Origin of the sequence: Pantoea sp. Cy-639, from assembly GCF_011752525.1 — a bacterium.
Classification (GTDB): domain Bacteria; phylum Pseudomonadota; class Gammaproteobacteria; order Pseudomonadales; family Pseudomonadaceae; genus Aquipseudomonas.
Map to the genome: position 1 here is coordinate 71,111 of NZ_VWXI01000017.1, position 17,955 is coordinate 89,065.

Consider the following 17,955-nt stretch of genomic DNA (forward strand, 5'->3'; position numbering starts at 1 on the left):
GCCTATCGGCATTGCAGAGGAACACTATCATGGCCATCCGCACGTTCCGGGAACACACGCCGAAAGTTGGACCACGCGCCTTCGTCGACCGTTCGGCGGTGGTCATCGGCGACGTCGAGATCGGCGCGGACAGCTCGGTCTGGCCACTGACGGTGGTACGCGGCGACATGCACCGCATCCGCATCGGCGCGCGCACCAGCGTGCAGGATGGCAGCGTGTTGCACATCACCCATGCCGGACCGTTCAATCCCGACGGTTTCCCGCTGATCATCGGCGACGAGGTGACCATCGGCCACAAGGTCATGCTGCATGGCTGTACCCTGGGCAACCGCATCCTGGTCGGCATGGGCAGCACGGTCATGGACGGCGCCATCGTCGAGGACGAAGTGATCATCGGCGCCGGCAGCCTGGTGCCGCCAGGCAAGCGCCTGGTCAGCGGCTACCTGTACATGGGCAGCCCGGTGAAGCAGGTGCGCCTGCTGAACGACCAGGAACACGCGTTCTTCGCCTACAGCGCCGGCAACTACGTCAAGCTCAAGGACCAGCACCTGGCCGAAGGCTACGACCAAGCGGAATGACCGCATCGCGGGCTTGCCCGCGACGGCACAACGAACAACACAGTGGACAGCGCCATGCACCAGCAGAACATCCTTTTCGACCTCGACGGCACCCTGACCGACCCGCGCGAAGGCATCACCCGCTCGATCCAGTACGCCCTGGCCAAGCTCGGCATCGACGAGCCCGACCTCACCCGCCTCGAGCCCTTCATCGGCCCGCCCCTGCTGCAGGCCTTCATGCAGTTCTACGGGTTCGATGAGGCCAAGGCCTGGGACGCAGTGAACTTCTACCGGGAGCGCTTCAAGGTCACCGGGCTGTACGAGAACCAGGTGTTCGACGGCGTGCCGGCGTTGCTGCAAGCCCTGAACGACCAAGGCCGCACGCTGTACATCGCCACCTCGAAACCTTGGGAATATGCCCGCGAAATCGCCCGGCACTTCGCCTTCGACCGTCACTTCAAGGTGATCTACGGCAGTGAGCTGGACGGCACCCGGACCAACAAGGTCGAACTGATCCGCCACCTGCTGGACGAGGAAGGCCTGGATCCGGCGCAGACGCTGATGATCGGCGACCGCAAGCATGACCTGATCGGCGCGCACAGCAATGGGCTGCAGGCGGTGGCGGTGGGGTACGGGTTCGGTAGCCGGGAAGAACTGGTGGCCGAAACGCCGGCATTTCATTTCCAGACCCTGGCCGAGCTGCACCGGGCCTTCGTTCACTAGGCAACCAGGCTCCCGAAGACGCGAGATCTGTAGGAGCGGCCCTTTCGCGACACAAGGCCGCTCCTACCTTCGGGAATTGGCTTGCCTGCGGTGGGGCGTACCAAGCCCCCAGGCCTCAAGGCCCGGCCATCAGCCGCCCAAGCGCCGCCTTGCGCTGTTCAATGGGCAGCCGTCCCAACGCCTCGACCCGCTGGTAGAACTGCCGCCAGTCTCCTCCCGCCTCCTTGAACAGCTGCGAAAACGCTGGCACCCATTGGTCATAAAGCCCGAACGGCAGCAACTTCGCGTTGTTCATCGGTGCGAACATCCACACATCGAAACGCCGGTCCCCCTGCCAGTCACGATCCCGCACCTCCCGGTATTCCCGGCGCAGGCGCTCGAACTCCGCCTGCTTGGCCTTGCGCTTGCCGGCATCGTCCAGCGGCCCTGCATAGATCGCCTGCAACCGCCCACGACTGTCCAGCACCAGTTGGGTCAACTGCTCGCGTTGCCGCGCGCTGGCATCATCGACCGGCGCCAACCCACGGGCCAGGCGCCATTGCCGCGAGCCCTCCTGCTCGACGAAGGTCGCGAACGACTCATTGAACTCGGTATCGTCCTTCACATAGAAACGCTGGTGTGCCAGCTCATGGAAGATCACCGTGGCCAGGCGCTCATCGCCCCAACCCACCATGCTCGAGAGAATCGGATCGTCGAACCAGCCGAGGGTCGAATAGGCCTCCACGCCACCGATGTAGACATCCAGTCCCTGCTGCCGCATCAGCGCCGCCGCGCCACGCGCCGCGCCGGGCTGGTAGTAGCCGCGATAGGCCACGCAGCCTGCGATGGGGAAGCAGTGGGTGACCGGCTGCAACGACAGCTCCGGCGTAGCGAACACATTCCACACCACGTAGGGCCGACCCAGCTCGGCATACACCCGATAACTGCCGTTGTCTGGCAACTTGAGCCGCTCACTGGCGAACACCCGGGCCTGCTCGGCGAACTGCAGGCGCTGGCGCAACGCCGGGCTGGTGGCCGGGTCGGCGACGACCTGCGCCACCGGCTGGCGTGAACGCAACAGCTGCCATTGCCCCTCGGCCAACTGACCGTAATAGCCCAGGCTGGAACAACCGCTCAGCAGAACACCCAGCGCGCCGGGAACCAACCGGGTGAAAACACGGTCGAGAGCCCGACGGCTGCCGCGCATGAAAAGAAAAAGTCCACACATCGAGGCTGTCTATCTCGCTCGTCGGCCGAATGCGTCCAAGACTATCTCGCAAGGGGGAGCTTCGCCATGCGTACGCTGTCTGCGGTCGGCACACTCGTGCTGTTGTCCGGTTGCACCACACTGCCCGACCCTGATCCCAACCAGGCCTGGATCGACCTCGCCCCGCCCGGCAATAGCTCGCTGCACGCCGTGCAGGTCGACGAACGCGACTGGGCCGACAACCGCTACTTCGAGGTCCAGCCCGGCAATCACGAGCTGACCGTGCGCTATCAGTTCGCGGTCGCGCCCAGCAATATCGGCCCGGTGGACGAGCCGCTGTGGCGCGACTGCCAGCTCAACCTGACGTTCAAGGACTTCAACGCCGGCCAGCGCTACCAGATGCAGGCCGGCAGCATCGGCTTTCATCCCTGGGTGAAACTGTATGACCAGCAGCGCAAGCTGATCGGCCAGGGCGAACCGGCAGGCTGCCAGCGCACCTGAGGCGGCGAACGGCGCTATGCTTGTTGCCTGTGAATCGCGAGCAGGAGTTTCGCCATGCGCCAGCCCATGATGCTGATCGCCCTCAGTGCCCTGGGGGCTTGCGCCAGCCCCTTGCCGCCCGTCGACCCGAACAAGGCCTGGGTCGATCTCTACACCATCACCCCCGGACGGACGATCATGGCCGAGCGCCTGGACGGCAAGCGCCTGGACGATGGGCGCTACTTCCAGGTAACGCCGGGCAAGCACGAACTGGTGGTGCGCTTCGACTACGAGATCTATGCCGGTGGCTTCAGCACCGACCCGACCGAGCGCACCTGCTACCTGACCGTGCGCTTCAACGACTTCAAGGCCGGCGAACGCTATCGCCTGGAGGCGCGGGCACCGGTGATGCAGCCACAGGTGCTGCTGTACGACGCCAGTCGCAAGGTGGTGGTGGACGAGCCTAGCGAGGTGTACTGCATTCCTTGAAGGCAGGCGGTCGATGCAGGAGCCGGCTTTGCCGGCGAACACCGGCACTGCGACGCCTGGTTTGCCAGCAAGGCTGGCTCCTACAGGGCGAAGCCGCTACAGGCTATCGATCGTTCTTCTGGTAGATGATCTTCTTGGTCCCGCCCTCGCAACTGCCTACGATCATGTTCGGATCGCTGACTTCGGCGTTGGGTACGATCTCCAGCGTGTAGGAAGACACCCCGCGCGCCTGGATCTTCGCTTCGATCTCGGCCTTGAGCTCCTCGCACGGCTTGGGCGCGGCCAGTGCGGCCGTGGCCAGCAGCGAGGCAAGCACGGCGATTGTTACGCGGATCATGGGGAACAGCTCCTGGAAGGGCAGGCGGGCTGCCGACGCTGGTTAGACTACAGCAATCCGCCCCTGTTGCGCCGCCTAGGGCAGTAGGGTGGCATCCAGGCTGATCGGGTGGATGTCTCTGGTTCTGAGGACACGACCTGCGCCAAGTTCAGGTCAATCCACCAACAGGCATTGAATCCGCCGAATGTGCCCATACAGACTGCAAAAGGCCCTTGGCCAACCACCTGTTGCGGAGGCTCCGATGACGCACCTGCGAGACCTGAAGATTTCCACCCTCGACCTGGTGCCCGTGCGCGCCGGCAGTGGCCCGGCGCAAGCACTGCGCAACTCGCTGGACCTGGCTCAGCATGTCGAGCGCTTCGGCTACCACCGCTTCTGGGTCGCCGAGCACCACAACATGGACGGCATCGCCAGTTCCGCCACTGCCGTGCTGATCGGCTACCTGGCTGGCGGCACCTCGACCATCCGTGTCGGCTCCGGCGGGGTGATGCTGCCCAACCATGCGCCGCTGGTGGTCGCCGAGCAGTTCGGCACCCTGGCCAGCCTGTACCCGGGCCGCATCGACCTGGGCCTGGGGCGCGCCCCGGGCTCCGACCAGATGACCGCCCGCGCCCTGCGCCGCGAACGCTCCGGCAGCGCCGACGACTTCCCCGACGATGTCGAGGAACTGTCGCGCTACCTGGGCCCGCGTACCGGCGACCAGAAGGTCATCGCCGTGCCTGGCCACGACACCGAGGTACCGATGTGGCTACTCGGTTCCAGCCTGTTCAGCGCCCAGCTGGCCGGCATGCGCGGCATGCCCTATGCCTTCGCCTCGCACTTCGCGCCGCGCTACATGCATGAGGCGATCCGCATCTACCGCGACCATTTCAAGCCATCGACGACGCTGGACAAGCCCTACGTGATGCTGGGCATCCCGATGGTGGTGGCGGAAACCGACGAGAAAGCCGACTACCTGGCCACCTCGGTGTACCAGCGCATCCTGGCGTTGATCCGTGGCCAGAGCCTGATGCAACGTCCGCCGGTAGAAAGCATGAGCGGCCTCTGGCTGCCCCACGAACGCGACGCGGTCAGCAGTTTCCTGGGTCTGGCGATGATTGGCAGCCCGCAGAAAGTGCGGGCGAAGATCGAGGTGCTACTGGAGCAGACCGGCGCGGACGAGCTGATCTTCACCAGCGACCTGTATGAGCATGCGGACCGGATCAGGTCCTATGAACTGATGGCTCAAGCCTTGAAGGCAGAGTGAGTCCAGCGCAAGCTGCCGCCAGCGCCCACAAGACCCTGTGGATACTGGCGGCAGCCTGCGATGCCCCTTGGCTCAACCGCGGCGGTAGACGATTTCCTTGCTGCCGCCCTCGCAGGTGCCGACGACCTTGCCCGCCGGCTCGCCTTTCTTGACGACTTCCAGCGAGTAGCCTCTCACACCCTTGGCATCGAGCTTGGCGGCAATCTCCGCCTTGAGCTCCTCGCACGGCTTGCCCGCCGCCAGCGCACCACCGGCCAATGCCATCAGGCCCACGGCCAGAATCAGCTTCTTCATCGATCGCTTTCCTTGTACTGATCAAAGACGGAAAGGGCGCGAAGCACGCGCCCTGAGCCCTTATTACCGTATCTGGCGGAACAAGCCCAGCGTCAGCTGTTGGCGATACGGAAGCCGACCTTCAGTGTCACCTGGAAGTGCGCGGCCTTGTTGTCGCGGATGTGCCCACGGGTATCGACCACCTCGAACCACTCCAGGTGCTTGATGCTCTTGCCGGCCTCGGCCAGGGCATTGTTGATCGCCTCCTCGATGCTGGTGGGGGACGACCCGACCAGCTCGATCTTCTTGTAGGTGTGATGATCGGACATGAGCGCTCTCCTTGAGGGATGTCCGTTGAGCCTAGCAGCGCGGGCCCGGTTTACCTGCGAGCCGTCGTCTATCGTGAAAATTCGATCGCACTTTCACCAGGCCCCACAGTCGCATTTCTTACAGCCCACACCGCCAAGGAGAGTCAACATGCCACGCAACTCACTGCGCCAAGCGTCTCTGGAAAGCATGCAGGACGAGATCGAAAGCCTGCTGAAGACCCTGGAAGATCTCAAGCACGACGCCTCGGAGGAATCGCAAAAGTCCGTGAAGGCCATTCGCAGCAGCGCCGAGCGTGCGCTGCGACATTCGCGCAGCCTGCTCGGCGAGGCCTACGAAGAAGTGAAGACCCGCACCCGCCAGACCGGCATAGCCACCCGTGACTATGCCCAGGAACACCCCTGGACCACGGCTGGGGTGGCGGTAGGCGCCCTCGGCCTGCTGGCGGCCTACCTGATGTGCCGACGCAACTAACTGGCCTGACGCTGCAACTCCTGGCGCAGCCACTGCGCCAGTTGCTCGGCGCGCCCGTCGGCGGCTCGCCGGGGTACCCATAGCGCCAAGGCGGCCTGGGTCGGCGAAAAACCCCACGGTGCAACCAACCGCCCGGCCTTGAGGTCATCCGCCACCAGGGGCTGCGGTGCGATCGCCACCCCCAACCCCGCCACCGCCGCCTCCAGCAGGTAGTACAGATGCTCGAAAGCCTGGCCCTGGTTCAGTGCATCCGGCGCCAACCCATGCTGTGCGGCCCAGACCGGCCAAGCCTGTGGACGCGAGGTGGTGTGCAGCACCGTTTCTCGTAGCAAAGCCACGGCTGGCGCGGCTTGCAAACGTTGGTAGCCTTCGAAGCGCGGGCTCATCACCGGGCCGATCCTTTCCTCGGCGAGCACGTGCACCTGCATGTCTGCCGGCCAGGGCGGCTCGGCGTACACCAACAGGGCGTCCAGCCCGGGACGCCGCGGGTCGAGATCGCCTTCGCCGGCCGAGAGGTGCAAGCGCAGCTCCGGCAAGTCGGCTTTCAGGCGCCCCAGACGCGGGATGAACCAGCGCGCCAGCAAGCTGCCAGAACAACCCAGGACGAACGGTGCTTCCCCGGCATCGCGGGAAAGTTCGGCGCAGGCAGCACGCAGCCGGTCGAACGCCTCGAAGCTGGCATCACGCAGACGAACACCGGCATCCGTGAGTTTGACGCCGCGTCCGTCCTTGACGAAAAGCACCACCCCCAAATGCTCCTCGAGCACCTTGATCTGCCGGCTGACAGCACCGTGGGTCACGTGAAGCGCTTCGGCAGCCTGGCTGACGCTGTTGAGTCGAGCCGTGGCCTCGAAGGCGCGCAGGGCGTTGAGGGGCGGGAGATCCTGGGCCATGTGACTTGTGAGTTTTCCTGACAGGTTGGCGCAATCTTATCGGTTTTCAGCCGGACGTGCGCTGGTTAGAGTAGACCCCATCGACCGGCGCCCACCTCATCGCGGGGCAAGTCGCATCGGCTTACCGCCGCAGCCACGCAGCGGTAAGCAGGCAACACGGTCCCTCTATCGAACCTGTCAACGGAGCGCCCCATGACCCAGACCCAATACCGCGCCGGCCCAGACGCCAACGGCCTGTTCGGCTCGTTCGGCGGCCGCTACGTGGCCGAAACCCTGATGCCGCTGGTGCTCGACCTGGCCCGCGAATACGAAGCCGCCAAGGCCGATCCCAAGTTCCTCGAGGAACTGGCCTACTTCCAGCGCGACTACATCGGCCGTCCCAACCCGCTGTATTTCGCCGAGCGCCTGACCGAGCACTGCGGCGGCGCGAAGATCTTCTTCAAGCGTGAAGAACTCAACCACACCGGTGCGCACAAGGTGAACAACTGCATCGGCCAGGTGCTGCTGGCCAAGCGCATGGGCAAGAAGCGCCTGATCGCCGAGACCGGCGCCGGCATGCACGGCGTGGCCACCGCCACCGTGGCCGCGCGCTTCGGCCTGCCCTGCGTGATCTACATGGGCGCCACCGACATCGAGCGCCAGCAGGCCAACGTGTTCCGCATGAAGCTGCTCGGCGCCGAAATCGTCCCGGTCACCGCCGGTACCGGCACCCTCAAGGACGCCATGAACGAGGCCCTGCGCGACTGGGTCACCAATGTCGAGGACACCTTCTACCTGATCGGCACCGTGGCCGGCCCGCACCCGTACCCGGCGATGGTCAGCGACTTCCAGTCGATCATCGGCAAGGAAACCCGTGCCCAGTTGCAGGAGAAGGAAGGGCGCCTGCCCGACAGCCTGATCGCCTGCGTCGGCGGCGGCTCCAACGCCATGGGCCTGTTCCATGAGTTCCTCGATGAGCAAAGCGTCCAGATCATCGGCGTCGAAGCCGGTGGCCACGGCGTGCACACCGACAAGCACGCCGCCAGCCTCAACGGCGGTGTGCCGGGCGTGCTGCACGGCAACCGCACCTACCTGCTGCAGGACGACGACGGCCAGATCACCGACGCCCACTCGATCTCCGCCGGCCTCGACTACCCCGGCATCGGCCCGGAGCATGCCTACCTGCACGAAGTGAAGCGCGTGGAGTACGTCAGCATCACCGACGACGAGGCCCTCGACGCCTTCCACGCCACCTGCCGCCTGGAAGGCATCATCCCGGCGCTGGAGAGCTCCCACGCCCTGGCCGAGGCGATCAAGCGCGCGCCGAAACTGCCCAAGGACCACCTGATGGTGATCTGCCTGTCCGGTCGCGGCGACAAGGACATGCAAACCGTGATGAACCACATGGCCGCCCAGGAGAAACAGGCATGAGCCGTCTCGAACAACGCTTCGCCGAACTCAAGGCCGAAGGCCGCTCGGCCCTGGTCACCTTCGTCACCGCCGGCGACCCGGGCTACGACGCCTCGCTGAAGATCCTCAAGGGCCTGCCGGCAGCCGGCGCCGACGTGATCGAACTGGGCATGCCGTTCACCGACCCGATGGCCGACGGCGTGGCCATCCAGCTCGCCACCCTGCGCGCCCTGGAAGCCGGCCAGACCTTGGCCAAGACCCTGCAGATGGTGCGTGAATTCCGCGTGGACAACCAGGCCACGCCGATCGTGCTGATGGGGTACTACAACCCGATCCACCGCTTCGGCGTGGAGAAGTTCGTCGCCGAAGCCAAGCAAGCCGGTGTCGATGGCCTGATCATCGTCGACCTGCCACCGGAGCACGACGCCGAACTGGCCACCCCGGCCCAGGCCGCAGGCATCGACTTCATTCGCCTGACCACCCCGACTACCGACGATGCGCGCCTGCCGCGCGTGCTGGGGCGCAGCTCCGGGTTCGTCTACTACGTATCGGTGGCGGGTGTGACCGGTGCCGGTTCGGCGACCACCGAACACGTGACCGAAGCGATCACCCGCCTGCGTCGACATACCGATCTGCCGATCAGCGTCGGCTTTGGTATCCGCACGCCAGAGCAGGCGGCAGCCATTGCCCGCCTGGCCGATGGCGTGGTGGTGGGTTCGGCGCTGGTCGACAAGATCGCCCAGGCCAAGAGCGCCGATCAGGCGGTGAATGATGTGCTGAGCCTGTGCTCGGCCCTGGCCGAAGGCGTGCGCGCTGCTCGCGCCTGATCCACGCAGCAGGTGTGGTGGGAGCAGGCTTGCTCTGCGATGACGATGCTGGACTCAGCGCCGCTGTCGCAGGTCAAGCCCGCTCCCACGTTGCATCAGGCGCCAAAGATCGACAGGTCCAGTGGGCGAATCGCCCCCATCCAGATCGCATGGTCGCGGTGATCCGCCAGTTCATCGCCGGTCTCCGGGTGCAGGAACACCACCAGCCCCTTGCGGTACAGCGCCAGCCACGGCAGCACCACTCCCACCACCTCCGGCCCGAACGCCAGCTGGCAGCTCCAGTCCGGGTGCGGCCCGACCGGTTTCTGGTGCATGCGACCCATGGTCACCGGAAACAGCCGTGCGGCTTCTTCGCACAGCTCACGCGCCTGCTCCATGGTCGATGCGTCGTAGTAAACGTGGGCGTGGTAGCCCTTGATCCTTTGCACGATGGCTCCTGATTGCGCTAATGCGAATACCTGGAAGTCTACGCCATCCCTGTAGGAGCGGCCTTGCGTCACGAACAGGCGGCGAAGCCGCCTCGGCAATATTGCAGGCATGCTGAAATCCGGGGCCGCTCCTACACACGCTCTTGCTCCAGCCAATCCACGAAGCGCTGGATCAACGCCCCACGCCGCTTGCGCGGCGGCAGCACCACGTAATACCCGCGCGCCGAACACAAGCTGCCTTCGACAGGCCGACACAACAACCCTTGCTCGACCAGCCCATCCACCAGGTGCCCCCAGCCGATCGCCACCCCTTGCCCGGCAATCGCCGCCTGGATCAGCAAGGTGTAGTTGTCGAACCGCAACTGCCCGGCCGGAGGCGGGCTGTCCACGCCAAACCCGCGAAACACACCCGCCCAGTCGAACCAGCGGCTGGCTTGCTCGCCCTTCAGGTGGAGCAATGGCAATCGTTGCAAAGCCACGGCTGACAAGGGTTTGCCATGAACCAGCCGAGGGCTGCACACCGGGAAAACCTCTTCATCGAACAGCCAGCGGCTCTCGCCCTGGTGAAAGCGGCCATCGCCAAACAACACCGCCACATCGATATCCGGTCGTAGCATCCCCTGGCTGCGCTCACCGGTCACCAGGCTCACGTCCACCTGTGGATAAGCCTCGTGGAAACGCTGCAGCCGCGGCATCAGCCAGAACGCTGCAAAGGCGAAGTCGGTGGCGACCTGCAACACCTCGCGCTGGCCCTTGCCACTGACCTGGGCAATGCCATCGTCCATGACCTGCAGCCCTTGATGCACCTGCTCGAACAACGACCGGCCCGCCTCAGTCAGCGCAATGCCCCGGTAGATGCGGTCGAACAACCGCGTCCCCAACTGCGCTTCCAGGCGCTTGACCTGCTGGCTCACCGCCGGCTGCGTGGTGCCCAGCTCGAGCGCTGCGGCGGTGAAGCCGCGCAGGCGGGCGGCAGCCTCGAACACGCGCAGGGTATCGAGAGACAGGTCGGCGAGGTGATCAAACATAAGTGTGGCTAATCCCAGTCATTGCCCGGTGTGGGCTTTACCCCTGTTATCCACAGCAGCATGCTGGATTTCAAGCGTTCACCATAACTCCAGACGATGGAAGGGCATCCATGAAGCGACCCAATATCCTGTTCATCATGGCCGACCAGATGGCCGCGCCGCTGCTGCCGATCTACAACCCATCGCCGATCAGGATGCCCAACCTGGCGCGCCTCGCCGAGCAGGCCGTGGTGTTCGACAGCGCCTACTGCAACAGCCCGCTGTGCGCGCCGTCGCGCTTCACCCTGGTCAGCGGCCAGTTGCCCAGCCGCATCGGTGCCTACGACAACGCCGCGGACTTTCCCGCCGACACGCCCACCTACGCCCACTACCTGCGCCGCCTCGGCTACCGCACCGCGCTGTCAGGCAAGATGCACTTCTGCGGGCCAGACCAGTTGCACGGCTACGAAGAGCGCCTGACCAGCGACATCTACCCGGCCGACTACGGCTGGGCAGTGAACTGGGACGCGCCGGACCAGCGCCCGAGCTGGTACCACAACATGTCTTCCGTGCTGCAAGCCGGCCCCTGTGTGCGCACCAACCAGCTGGATTTCGACGAGGAGGTGGTGTTCAAGGCTCGCCAGTACCTCTACGACCATGTACGCGATGGCAGTGGCCAGCCGTTCTGTCTGACCGTTTCCATGACCCACCCGCACGACCCCTACACCATCCCCAGGCGCTACTGGGACCTGTACGAGGCTGTGGATATCCCGCTGCCCCGCGGCGAAATCCCCCAGGATCAGCAGGACCCACACGCGCAACGCCTGCTCAAGGTCTATGACCTGTGGAACAAGCCACTGCCTGTGGACAAGATCCGCGACGCCCGCCGCGCCTACTTCGGCGCCTGCAGCTACATCGACGACAACATCGGCCAGTTGCTGCAGACGCTGGAGGAATGCGGCCTGGCCGACGACACGCTGGTCGTGTTCTCTGGTGATCACGGCGACATGCTTGGCGAACGCGGGCTCTGGTACAAGATGCACTGGTTCGAGATGTCGGCGCGGGTGCCGCTGCTGGTCCACGCACCAACACGTTTTGCCGCAAGCCGCGTCAGCGCCAGCGTGTCCACCTGCGACCTGCTGCCGACCCTGGTCGAGCTGGCGGGCGGGGCGGTGGATAAATCGTTGCACCTGGACGGCCGCTCGCTGCTCGGCCACCTGCAAGGGCAGGGCGGCCATGACGAAGTGATCGGCGAATACATGGCCGAAGGCACGGTCGGCCCGCTGATGATGATCCGCCGCGGCGCCTACAAGTTCGTGTACAGCGAGGACGACCCCTGGCTACTCTACGACCTGAGCCGCGACCCGCACGAGCGGGAGAACCTCACCGGCAGCCCTGAGCACCAGGCGCTGCTGCAGGCATTCGTCGATGAAGCCCGCCAACGCTGGGACATCCCGGCGCTGCGCCAGCAGGTGCTGGCCAGCCAGCGCCGCCGCCGCCTGGTGGCCGAGGCACTGGCCATCGGCAAGCTGCAAAGCTGGGACCACCAACCCCTGGTGGACGCCAGCCAACAGTACATGCGCAACCACATCGATCTCGACGACCTCGAGCGCAAGGCACGTTATCCACAGCCCGCACCCCTGGATTGACAAGAGAGGCCGCCATGCACAAGTTCTCCGCCACCGTGCTCACCCTGGCCCTCGGCCTGGGCACGGCCCACGCCGCCGACAGCGACACGCAATGCAGCACCGTGAAACTGGCCGACCCCGGCTGGAGCGATATCGCCAGTACCAACGCCATCGCCCGCCTGCTGCTGGAAAGCCTGGGCTACCAGGTGAAGATCGACAGCCTGGCCGTGCCGATCATCTATGGCGGCCTGAAGGATGGCCGGGTGGATGCCTTTCTCGGCAACTGGATGCCGGCGCAACAGGGCTTCCATGACAGGTTCGTCGCCAATGGCGATGTGCTGCGGCTGGCGCGCAACCTCGAAGGTACCGAGTTCACTCTGGCGGTGCCGGACTACGTGTGGAACGCCGGAATCAAGGATTTCGCCGACCTGCAACGCAATGCCGAGAGGTTCGACCGCAAGCTCTACGGCATAGGTTCCGGCGCACCGGCCAATCTGTCGCTGAAAGCGATCATCGCCAACAACGAATTCGACCTTGGCCAGTGGAAGCTGATCGAGTCCAGCGAGCAGGCGATGCTGACCCAGGTGGACCGGGCAGTGAAGAAACAGCAGTTCATCACCTTCCTCGGCTGGACCCCGCACCCGATGAACGTGAAGCTGAAGATGCACTACCTCACGGGCGGCGAGCAGTGGTTCGGCAACAAGGGCGAGGTATACACCCTGGTCCGCAACGGTTATCCACAAGCCTGCCCGAATGCCGCGAAGCTGCTGGCGAACCTGAGGTTCTCGCTGGAGATGGAAAACAGCATCATGGCCGAGGTCGTGGATAAGAAAGTGAGCTTCGATGACGCGGCCAGGGCTTGGGTCAAAGCGCATCCCGAGCGGCTTGAAGGGTGGCTGGCGGGCGTGACGACCAAGACCGACGGTGATGCATCGGAAGCGGTCAGGGCTAAGCTCTGAAGTTTGTCTGTTAGGCTGCCGGGGCCGCTTCGCGGCCCTTTCGCGAAACGAGGGCGAAGCCCTCGCCTGCAATCTCGAATGTCGCCCGAATACCAGGATCGATAATAGATGCCTCGCCTTGTCCACCTGCTGCCCTTCCTCTCCTGGCTACCCCACCAATCGGGCCGCAGCCTGCGTCAGGACCTGCTGGTGGGCCTGAGCGGCGCCATCCTCGCCCTGCCGCAGTCCATCGCCTACGCGCTGATTGCCGGCCTGCCCGCCGAGTACGGCCTGTACGCCGCCATCGTGCCGGTGCTCATCGCCTGCCTGTGGGGCTCGTCCTGGCACCTTATCGGCGGCCCCACCGCCGCCATTTCCATCGTCCTCTACGCCAGCATCAGCCCGCTGGCCGTGGCCGGCAGCGCTGACTACGTGACCCTGGTGCTGTTGCTCACCTTCCTCGGCGGTATCTTCCAACTCTTGCTGGGGCTGCTGCGCTTCGGCGCACTGGTCAACTTCGTCTCCCACTCGGTGGTGCTGGGCTTCACCCTCGGGGCCGCCGTCGTCATCGCCCTCGGCCAGCTACCCAACCTGCTGGGCATGGATTTGCCCAGCCAGGCCACAGCGCTGAAGACCGTGCAGGATCTGGCCAGGCATATCGGCGAGGTGGACCTGCCATCGCTGGCCCTGGGCCTGGCCACACTGGTGATCGGCATCGCGCTGAAACTGTGGCGCCCGCGCTGGCCGAGCCTGTTGATAAGTCTGCTGCTGGTCAGCCTGGTGGCCTGGCTGTTGCCCGGGGTGTTCGGCCATGTGGCACGGGTGCCAGCATTCATCGGCCAACTGCCGCCGCTGAGCCCGCTGCCGTTGTTCGACCTTGAACTGATCCTGCGCCTGCTGCCCAGCGCCGTGGCCGTAGGCATGCTCGGGCTGGTGACCAGCCTGTCCATCGCCCGCTCGCTGTCGGCGCGCTCGGAACAACTGATCGACGCCAACCAGGAAGTCCGCGCCCAGGGCCTGTCGAACATCGTCGGCGCGTGCTTTTCCGGCTACCTGTCATCCGGTTCGTTCACCCGCTCGGGCCTGAGCTACGAGGCCGGAGCACGCTCACCGCTGGCCGGGGTGTTCTCGGCACTGTGGGTAGCGCTGTTCGCGGTGACCGGCGCCGGATTGATCGCCCATCTGCCGATCCCGGCGATGGCCGGAAGCATCCTGCTGATCTGCTGGGGGCTGGTGGATCATCGCGGGATCCGCGCGCTGTTCCGGGTCAGTCGCTCAGAGTTCCTGGTAATGGCACTGACCGCTGCGGCAACGTTGCTGCTGGAGTTGCAGACGGCGATCTATGCCGGAGTGCTGGCGTCGCTGTTCTTCTACCTCAAGCGCACGTCGCGGCCGCGGGTACAGCAGAGCCGGGAAGGGGAGACGGATGTACTGAAAGTGGGTGGTTCGATCTTCTTCGGCGCCGCGCATTACCTGCAAGCGCGCTTGCAGCGCTGCCAGGGGCCGCATGTGCTGATCGACGCACGGCAGGTGAACTTCATCGATTATTCGGGTGTGGATATGTTGCACCGCGAGGCGCGGCGGTTGCTGCGTGGGGGCGGGAGCCTGACGCTGCAAAGGGCCAGGCCGCAAGTGATCGAGGAATTGCAGAAGCTGGAGGGCGTGGCGCGGTGCCCGATCCGATTTGAGGAGTGAGGTTGAAATCCGACGGTTGTGTTGAGCCCTTTCGCGACACCTGGAGCCGCGTTGCTTTGTAGCAGCGGCCTTGCGCCGCGAAAGGGCCGCAAAGCGGCCCCAGCAATCTCAAACCCGAGCGAGTTGCCGGCGCAGCTCGTCCAGTACCGGCCCCGTCTCCGGCCGTACCCCCCGCCAGATGAAGAACGCCTCGGCCGCCTGCTCGGCCAGCATCCCCAGCCCATCGAGCACCTTGGCTGCCCCCAGCTTGCTGGCCCACAGGCAGAACGGCGTCGGTTCCTTGCCATACATCATGTCGTAGCAAACCGTGCGCCCAGCCTCGACCAAGCTGTCGGCAATCGGCGGCAACTCGCCGGACAGGCTCGCCGACGTGGCATTGATGATCACGTCCACCGGTTCCTGCAGCCAGGCGAACCCACTGGCCACCACCGGCCCCAGCTCATCGAACTCACGGGCCAGTTGCTCGGCCTTTTCCACCGTGCGGTTGGCGATCACCAGCGACTGCGGCCGGTGCGCCAGGATCGGCTCCAGCACGCCGCGCACGGCGCCACCGGCGCCGAGGATGAGGACCCGCTTGCCGGTCAACGCGACCCCGGCATTGACGGTAAGGTCCCGCACCAACCCGGCGCCATCGGTGTTGTCGCCCTGCAGCGTGCCATCGGCCAGCTTGGTCAGGGTGTTCACCGCGCCGGCGCGTTGCGCCCGGGGAGTGAGGCTGTCGCACAGGCGGTAGGCCTCTTCCTTGAACGGCACGGTGACATTGGCGCCGCAGCCTTGCTTGAAGAAGCCCCGGGCGCAGTCGCTGAAGTCATCCACAGGCGCCAGCAGGGTGGCATATTCCAGGTCCTCGCCGGTCTGGTCGGCGAACAGCCGGTGGATCAGCGGCGACTTGCTGTGGCCGATGGGGTTGCCGAAAACGACGTACTGGTCCATGGGAGCTCCTCGGTTATCCACAGGCTTACTGGGCGAGCCAGTCGCGATCCTGCAGGAAGTACTCGGTCAGGCGTGCTTCCTCGCTGCCCGGTTCGGCTTTCCAGTCGTAGCCCCAGCGAACCTGCGGCGGCAGCGACATCAGGATCGACTCGGTACGCCCACCGGACTGCAGTCCGAACAGGGTACCGCGGTCGTAGACCAGGTTGAACTCGACGTAGCGGCCACGGCGGTATTCCTGGAATTCACGCTGCGCGGGGGTGTACGGGGTGTCCTTGCGACGCTGGACGATCGGCAGGTAGGCGTCGACATAGGCATCGCCGATGGCGCGGATGAAGGCGAAGCAGGTATCGAAGCCCCACTCGTTCAGGTCATCGAAGAACAGGCCGCCGATGCCGCGCGGCTCGCCACGGTGCTTGAGGTGGAAGTAGCGGTCGCACCAGGCCTTGTAGCGCGGGTAGACATCCGCGCCGAACGGCGCGCAGGCCTGCTCGGCGACCCGGTGCCAGTGCACGCAGTCTTCCTCGTTGCCGTAGTACGGGGTCAGGTCGAAGCCGCCACCGAACCACCACACCGCCTCTTCGCCTTCCTTTTCAGCGATGAAGAAGCGCACGTTGGCGTGGGAGGTGGGCACATGCGGGTTATGCGGATGGATCACCAGCGACACGCCCAGGGCCTCGAAGCCACGACCCGCCAGCTCCGGGCGGTGGGCGCTGGCCGACGGTGGCAGGCCGGCGCCGAACACGTGGGAGAAGTTGACGCCGCCTTTCTCGATGACCTTGCCTTCGCCGATCACCCGCGTGCGCCCGCCGCCACCGGCATCACGCACCCAGGCATCCTCGACGAAGCGGGCGCCGCCGTCTTCGTTTTCGAGGGCAGTGCAGATGCGGTCTTGCAGGTCGAGCAGGTAGGCTTTCACGGCCTCGGTGCGGCTGGTCATCGGGTCACCTGGAAGGAGCAGAAAAATTCGCCGCGTAGCATACCACCGGCCAACGCCGCGTCGCAGTTGACGGCGATCAAGCAAAGGCGTCCGATAGAAGGCCTTTGCGACCTTCGACGACAGGAGTGTGTGATGGCCAAGCGTATCCAGTTCAGCCAGCATGGCGGCCCGGAAGTCCTGCAACTGGTGGAGTTCGACCCGGCCCCGCCCGGTCCGCAGCAGGTGCGGGTGCGCAACCGGGCGATCGGCCTGAACTTCATCGACACCTATTTCCGAGGCGGGCTGTATGCGCCGCCGTCATTGCCTTCCGGGCTGGGCACGGAGGGCGCCGGCGTGGTCGAGGCGGTAGGCGAGGGCGTCGGCCGAATCAAGGTCGGTGACCGCGTGGCCTATGCCGGCGGCCCGCTGGGAGCCTACAGCGAAGTCCACACGCTGCCCGAGGCCAACCTGGTCAAGCTGCCCGATGCCATCAGCTTCGAGCAGGCGGCGGCGGTGATGCTCAAGGGCCTGACCACCCAGTACCTGCTCAAGCAGACCTACGCCGTGCAACCGGGCGATTTCGTACTGTTCCATGCCGCAGCCGGTGGCGTGGGGTCGCTGGCTTGCCAGTGGGCCAAGGCACTGGGGGCCAAGTTGATCGGCACCGCCAGCTCTGCCGAGAAAGCCGAACGGGCCAAGGCCCTCGGTGCTTGGGCAACCATCGACTACAGCCATGAAGACGTGGCCAAGCGTGTGCTTGAGCTGACCGACGGTCAAAAGTGCGCAGTGGTGTATGACGGCGTGGGCGCCGATACCTGGCTGACCTCGCTGGACTGCCTGAGGCCGCGTGGGTTGATGGTGAGTTTCGGCAATGCGTCCGGGGCGGTCAGCGGGGTGAACCTTGGGATCCTGTCGCAGAAGGGGTCGCTGTACGTGACCCGGCCAACGCTGGGCACCTATGCCAACAATGCCGAGAACACCCAGGCCATGGCTGATGATCTGTTCGCCATGATCGCCAGTGGCAAGCTGGTTGTGGATATCCAGCAGCGCTATCCGTTGAGCGAAGCGGCCAAGGCGCAGACGGAACTGTCGGCGCGGCGTACCGTCGGCTCCACCGTCCTGCTGCCTTGAGGGCCCTATCGCGGGGCAAGCCCGCTCCTACAGACGGACGCGATGCCCTGTAGGAGCGGCCTTGTGTCGCGAAACGAG

At 65.3% G+C, this 17,955-nt stretch carries 21 protein-coding genes; 12 read left to right on the forward strand and 9 right to left on the reverse strand.

Annotated elements, in window-relative coordinates:
• Positions 1–29: 29 nt before the first annotated feature.
• Both F3J43_RS19425 and F3J43_RS19430 read left to right on the forward strand, forming a co-directional pair.
• A complete protein-coding gene (locus tag F3J43_RS19425; RefSeq protein ID WP_166890504.1) occupies positions 30–578 on the forward strand; it encodes a gamma carbonic anhydrase family protein in 549 nt (182 codons plus the stop codon).
• 54 nt (positions 579–632) lie between these two features.
• Complete coding sequence (locus F3J43_RS19430; protein ID WP_166890507.1) at positions 633–1,280, forward strand: HAD family hydrolase; 648 nt, start codon at positions 633–635, stop codon at positions 1,278–1,280.
• Positions 1,281–1,395: 115 nt separating this feature from the next.
• Here F3J43_RS19430 and F3J43_RS19435 read toward each other — a convergent pair whose 3' ends face one another.
• Complete coding sequence (locus tag F3J43_RS19435; protein WP_166890510.1) at positions 1,396–2,466, reverse strand: aminopeptidase; 1,071 nt, start codon at positions 2,464–2,466, stop codon at positions 1,396–1,398.
• Positions 2,467–2,553: 87 nt separating this feature from the next.
• Between F3J43_RS19435 and F3J43_RS19440 the strand changes: the two genes are divergently transcribed.
• Positions 2,554–2,967 carry a PA0061/PA0062 family lipoprotein gene (locus F3J43_RS19440; RefSeq protein WP_166890514.1) on the forward strand — a complete coding sequence of 138 codons (414 nt, stop codon included), beginning with the start codon at positions 2,554–2,556 and terminating at the stop codon, positions 2,965–2,967.
• Positions 2,968–3,021: 54 nt separating this feature from the next.
• On the forward strand, positions 3,022–3,435 hold the full coding sequence (locus tag F3J43_RS19445) for a PA0061/PA0062 family lipoprotein (RefSeq protein WP_166890517.1): 414 nt from the start codon (positions 3,022–3,024) through the stop codon (positions 3,433–3,435).
• A gap of 103 nt (positions 3,436–3,538) precedes the next feature.
• Here F3J43_RS19445 and F3J43_RS19450 read toward each other — a convergent pair whose 3' ends face one another.
• A complete protein-coding gene (locus tag F3J43_RS19450) occupies positions 3,539–3,772 on the reverse strand; it encodes a DUF1161 domain-containing protein (protein WP_166890520.1) in 234 nt (77 codons plus the stop codon).
• A gap of 241 nt (positions 3,773–4,013) precedes the next feature.
• Here F3J43_RS19450 and F3J43_RS19455 point away from each other — a divergent pair, with 241 nt between their 5' ends.
• Positions 4,014–5,018, forward strand: a complete 1,005-nt coding sequence (locus F3J43_RS19455) for an LLM class flavin-dependent oxidoreductase (RefSeq protein WP_166890524.1) — start codon at positions 4,014–4,016, stop codon at positions 5,016–5,018.
• 72 nt (positions 5,019–5,090) lie between these two features.
• Here the strand turns inward: F3J43_RS19455 and F3J43_RS19460 are convergent, their stop codons facing one another.
• Both F3J43_RS19460 and F3J43_RS19465 read right to left on the reverse strand, forming a co-directional pair.
• Positions 5,091–5,312, reverse strand: coding sequence for a DUF1161 domain-containing protein (locus F3J43_RS19460; RefSeq protein ID WP_166890527.1), 222 nt, complete (start codon positions 5,310–5,312; stop codon positions 5,091–5,093).
• A gap of 92 nt (positions 5,313–5,404) precedes the next feature.
• Entirely contained in the window at positions 5,405–5,620 is a 216-nt protein-coding gene (locus F3J43_RS19465) for a dodecin (protein ID WP_011531496.1), read from the reverse strand.
• Positions 5,621–5,768: 148 nt separating this feature from the next.
• On the opposite strand from F3J43_RS19465, the gene F3J43_RS19470 reads away from it, so the two are divergent.
• The gene (locus F3J43_RS19470) at positions 5,769–6,092 is read left to right on the forward strand and encodes an ElaB/YgaM/YqjD family protein (RefSeq protein WP_166890530.1); all 324 of its coding nucleotides are present in this window, start codon (positions 5,769–5,771) and stop codon (positions 6,090–6,092) included.
• Here the strand turns inward: F3J43_RS19470 and F3J43_RS19475 are convergent.
• Complete coding sequence (locus tag F3J43_RS19475; RefSeq protein WP_166890533.1) at positions 6,089–6,985, reverse strand: LysR family transcriptional regulator; 897 nt, start codon at positions 6,983–6,985, stop codon at positions 6,089–6,091. The two genes, F3J43_RS19470 and F3J43_RS19475, sit on opposite strands and share 4 nt — an antisense overlap.
• 192 nt (positions 6,986–7,177) lie before the next feature.
• Between F3J43_RS19475 and trpB the strand changes: the two genes are divergently transcribed.
• The gene (gene trpB, locus F3J43_RS19480; protein ID WP_166890536.1) at positions 7,178–8,395 is read left to right on the forward strand and encodes a tryptophan synthase subunit beta; all 1,218 of its coding nucleotides are present in this window, start codon (positions 7,178–7,180) and stop codon (positions 8,393–8,395) included.
• Entirely contained in the window at positions 8,392–9,201 is an 810-nt protein-coding gene (gene trpA / locus F3J43_RS19485) for a tryptophan synthase subunit alpha (protein WP_166890539.1), read from the forward strand. The genes trpB and trpA overlap by 4 nt, the downstream gene beginning before the upstream one ends.
• Positions 9,202–9,296: 95 nt before the next feature.
• Here trpA and F3J43_RS24150 read toward each other — a convergent pair whose 3' ends face one another.
• Positions 9,297–9,629 (reverse strand): DOPA 4,5-dioxygenase family protein, encoded by a 333-nt coding sequence (locus F3J43_RS24150; RefSeq protein ID WP_166890542.1) that lies wholly within the window; start codon positions 9,627–9,629, stop codon positions 9,297–9,299.
• A gap of 131 nt (positions 9,630–9,760) precedes the next feature.
• Complete coding sequence (locus F3J43_RS19495; RefSeq protein WP_166890545.1) at positions 9,761–10,657, reverse strand: choline sulfate utilization transcriptional regulator; 897 nt, start codon at positions 10,655–10,657, stop codon at positions 9,761–9,763.
• A gap of 110 nt (positions 10,658–10,767) precedes the next feature.
• Between F3J43_RS19495 and betC the strand changes: the two genes are divergently transcribed.
• From betC to F3J43_RS19510, 3 genes are all read left to right on the forward strand, one after another.
• A complete protein-coding gene (gene betC, locus F3J43_RS19500) occupies positions 10,768–12,285 on the forward strand; it encodes a choline-sulfatase (protein WP_166890548.1) in 1,518 nt (505 codons plus the stop codon).
• A 14-nt stretch (positions 12,286–12,299) separates the two neighbouring features.
• Entirely contained in the window at positions 12,300–13,223 is a 924-nt protein-coding gene (gene choX / locus F3J43_RS19505; RefSeq protein ID WP_166890551.1) for a choline ABC transporter substrate-binding protein, read from the forward strand.
• A 108-nt stretch (positions 13,224–13,331) separates the two neighbouring features.
• Positions 13,332–14,897 carry a SulP family inorganic anion transporter gene (locus F3J43_RS19510; RefSeq protein ID WP_166890555.1) on the forward strand — a complete coding sequence of 522 codons (1,566 nt, stop codon included), beginning with the start codon at positions 13,332–13,334 and terminating at the stop codon, positions 14,895–14,897.
• Between the two features lie 108 nt (positions 14,898–15,005).
• On the opposite strand, the gene aroE is transcribed toward F3J43_RS19510, so the two are convergent.
• Both aroE and hemF read right to left on the reverse strand, forming a co-directional pair.
• Positions 15,006–15,830 (reverse strand): shikimate dehydrogenase, encoded by an 825-nt coding sequence (gene aroE / locus F3J43_RS19515; RefSeq protein ID WP_166890558.1) that lies wholly within the window; start codon positions 15,828–15,830, stop codon positions 15,006–15,008.
• Positions 15,831–15,855: 25 nt separating this feature from the next.
• Complete coding sequence (gene hemF / locus F3J43_RS19520; protein ID WP_166890562.1) at positions 15,856–16,767, reverse strand: oxygen-dependent coproporphyrinogen oxidase; 912 nt, start codon at positions 16,765–16,767, stop codon at positions 15,856–15,858.
• Positions 16,768–16,899: 132 nt separating this feature from the next.
• Between hemF and F3J43_RS19525 the strand changes: the two genes are divergently transcribed.
• A complete protein-coding gene (locus tag F3J43_RS19525; protein ID WP_166890566.1) occupies positions 16,900–17,877 on the forward strand; it encodes an NADPH:quinone reductase in 978 nt (325 codons plus the stop codon).
• Positions 17,878–17,955: the final 78 nt, after the last annotated feature.

What these genes read in the sequence shown, in the direction of transcription:
- F3J43_RS19470 (WP_166890530.1), top strand. Translation starts at nt 5,769, where the DNA reads ATGCCACGCAACTCACTGCGCCAAGCGTCTCTGGAAAGCATGCAGGAC.
- F3J43_RS19450 (WP_166890520.1), bottom strand. Translation starts at nt 3,772, where the DNA reads ATGATCCGCGTAACAATCGCCGTGCTTGCCTCGCTGCTGGCCACGGCC.
- trpA (WP_166890539.1), top strand. Translation starts at nt 8,392, where the DNA reads ATGAGCCGTCTCGAACAACGCTTCGCCGAACTCAAGGCCGAAGGCCGC.
- choX (WP_166890551.1), top strand. Translation starts at nt 12,300, where the DNA reads ATGCACAAGTTCTCCGCCACCGTGCTCACCCTGGCCCTCGGCCTGGGC.
- F3J43_RS19430 (WP_166890507.1), top strand. Translation starts at nt 633, where the DNA reads ATGCACCAGCAGAACATCCTTTTCGACCTCGACGGCACCCTGACCGAC.
- hemF (WP_166890562.1), bottom strand. Translation starts at nt 16,767, where the DNA reads ATGACCAGCCGCACCGAGGCCGTGAAAGCCTACCTGCTCGACCTGCAA.
- F3J43_RS19495 (WP_166890545.1), bottom strand. Translation starts at nt 10,657, where the DNA reads ATGTTTGATCACCTCGCCGACCTGTCTCTCGATACCCTGCGCGTGTTC.
- trpB (WP_166890536.1), top strand. Translation starts at nt 7,178, where the DNA reads ATGACCCAGACCCAATACCGCGCCGGCCCAGACGCCAACGGCCTGTTC.
- F3J43_RS19510 (WP_166890555.1), top strand. Translation starts at nt 13,332, where the DNA reads ATGCCTCGCCTTGTCCACCTGCTGCCCTTCCTCTCCTGGCTACCCCAC.
- aroE (WP_166890558.1), bottom strand. Translation starts at nt 15,830, where the DNA reads ATGGACCAGTACGTCGTTTTCGGCAACCCCATCGGCCACAGCAAGTCG.
- F3J43_RS19475 (WP_166890533.1), bottom strand. Translation starts at nt 6,985, where the DNA reads ATGGCCCAGGATCTCCCGCCCCTCAACGCCCTGCGCGCCTTCGAGGCC.
- F3J43_RS19465 (WP_011531496.1), bottom strand. Translation starts at nt 5,620, where the DNA reads ATGTCCGATCATCACACCTACAAGAAGATCGAGCTGGTCGGGTCGTCC.
- F3J43_RS19425 (WP_166890504.1), top strand. Translation starts at nt 30, where the DNA reads ATGGCCATCCGCACGTTCCGGGAACACACGCCGAAAGTTGGACCACGC.
- betC (WP_166890548.1), top strand. Translation starts at nt 10,768, where the DNA reads ATGAAGCGACCCAATATCCTGTTCATCATGGCCGACCAGATGGCCGCG.
- F3J43_RS19525 (WP_166890566.1), top strand. Translation starts at nt 16,900, where the DNA reads ATGGCCAAGCGTATCCAGTTCAGCCAGCATGGCGGCCCGGAAGTCCTG.
- F3J43_RS19445 (WP_166890517.1), top strand. Translation starts at nt 3,022, where the DNA reads ATGCGCCAGCCCATGATGCTGATCGCCCTCAGTGCCCTGGGGGCTTGC.
- F3J43_RS19440 (WP_166890514.1), top strand. Translation starts at nt 2,554, where the DNA reads ATGCGTACGCTGTCTGCGGTCGGCACACTCGTGCTGTTGTCCGGTTGC.
- F3J43_RS19455 (WP_166890524.1), top strand. Translation starts at nt 4,014, where the DNA reads ATGACGCACCTGCGAGACCTGAAGATTTCCACCCTCGACCTGGTGCCC.
- F3J43_RS19460 (WP_166890527.1), bottom strand. Translation starts at nt 5,312, where the DNA reads ATGAAGAAGCTGATTCTGGCCGTGGGCCTGATGGCATTGGCCGGTGGT.
- F3J43_RS19435 (WP_166890510.1), bottom strand. Translation starts at nt 2,466, where the DNA reads ATGCGCGGCAGCCGTCGGGCTCTCGACCGTGTTTTCACCCGGTTGGTT.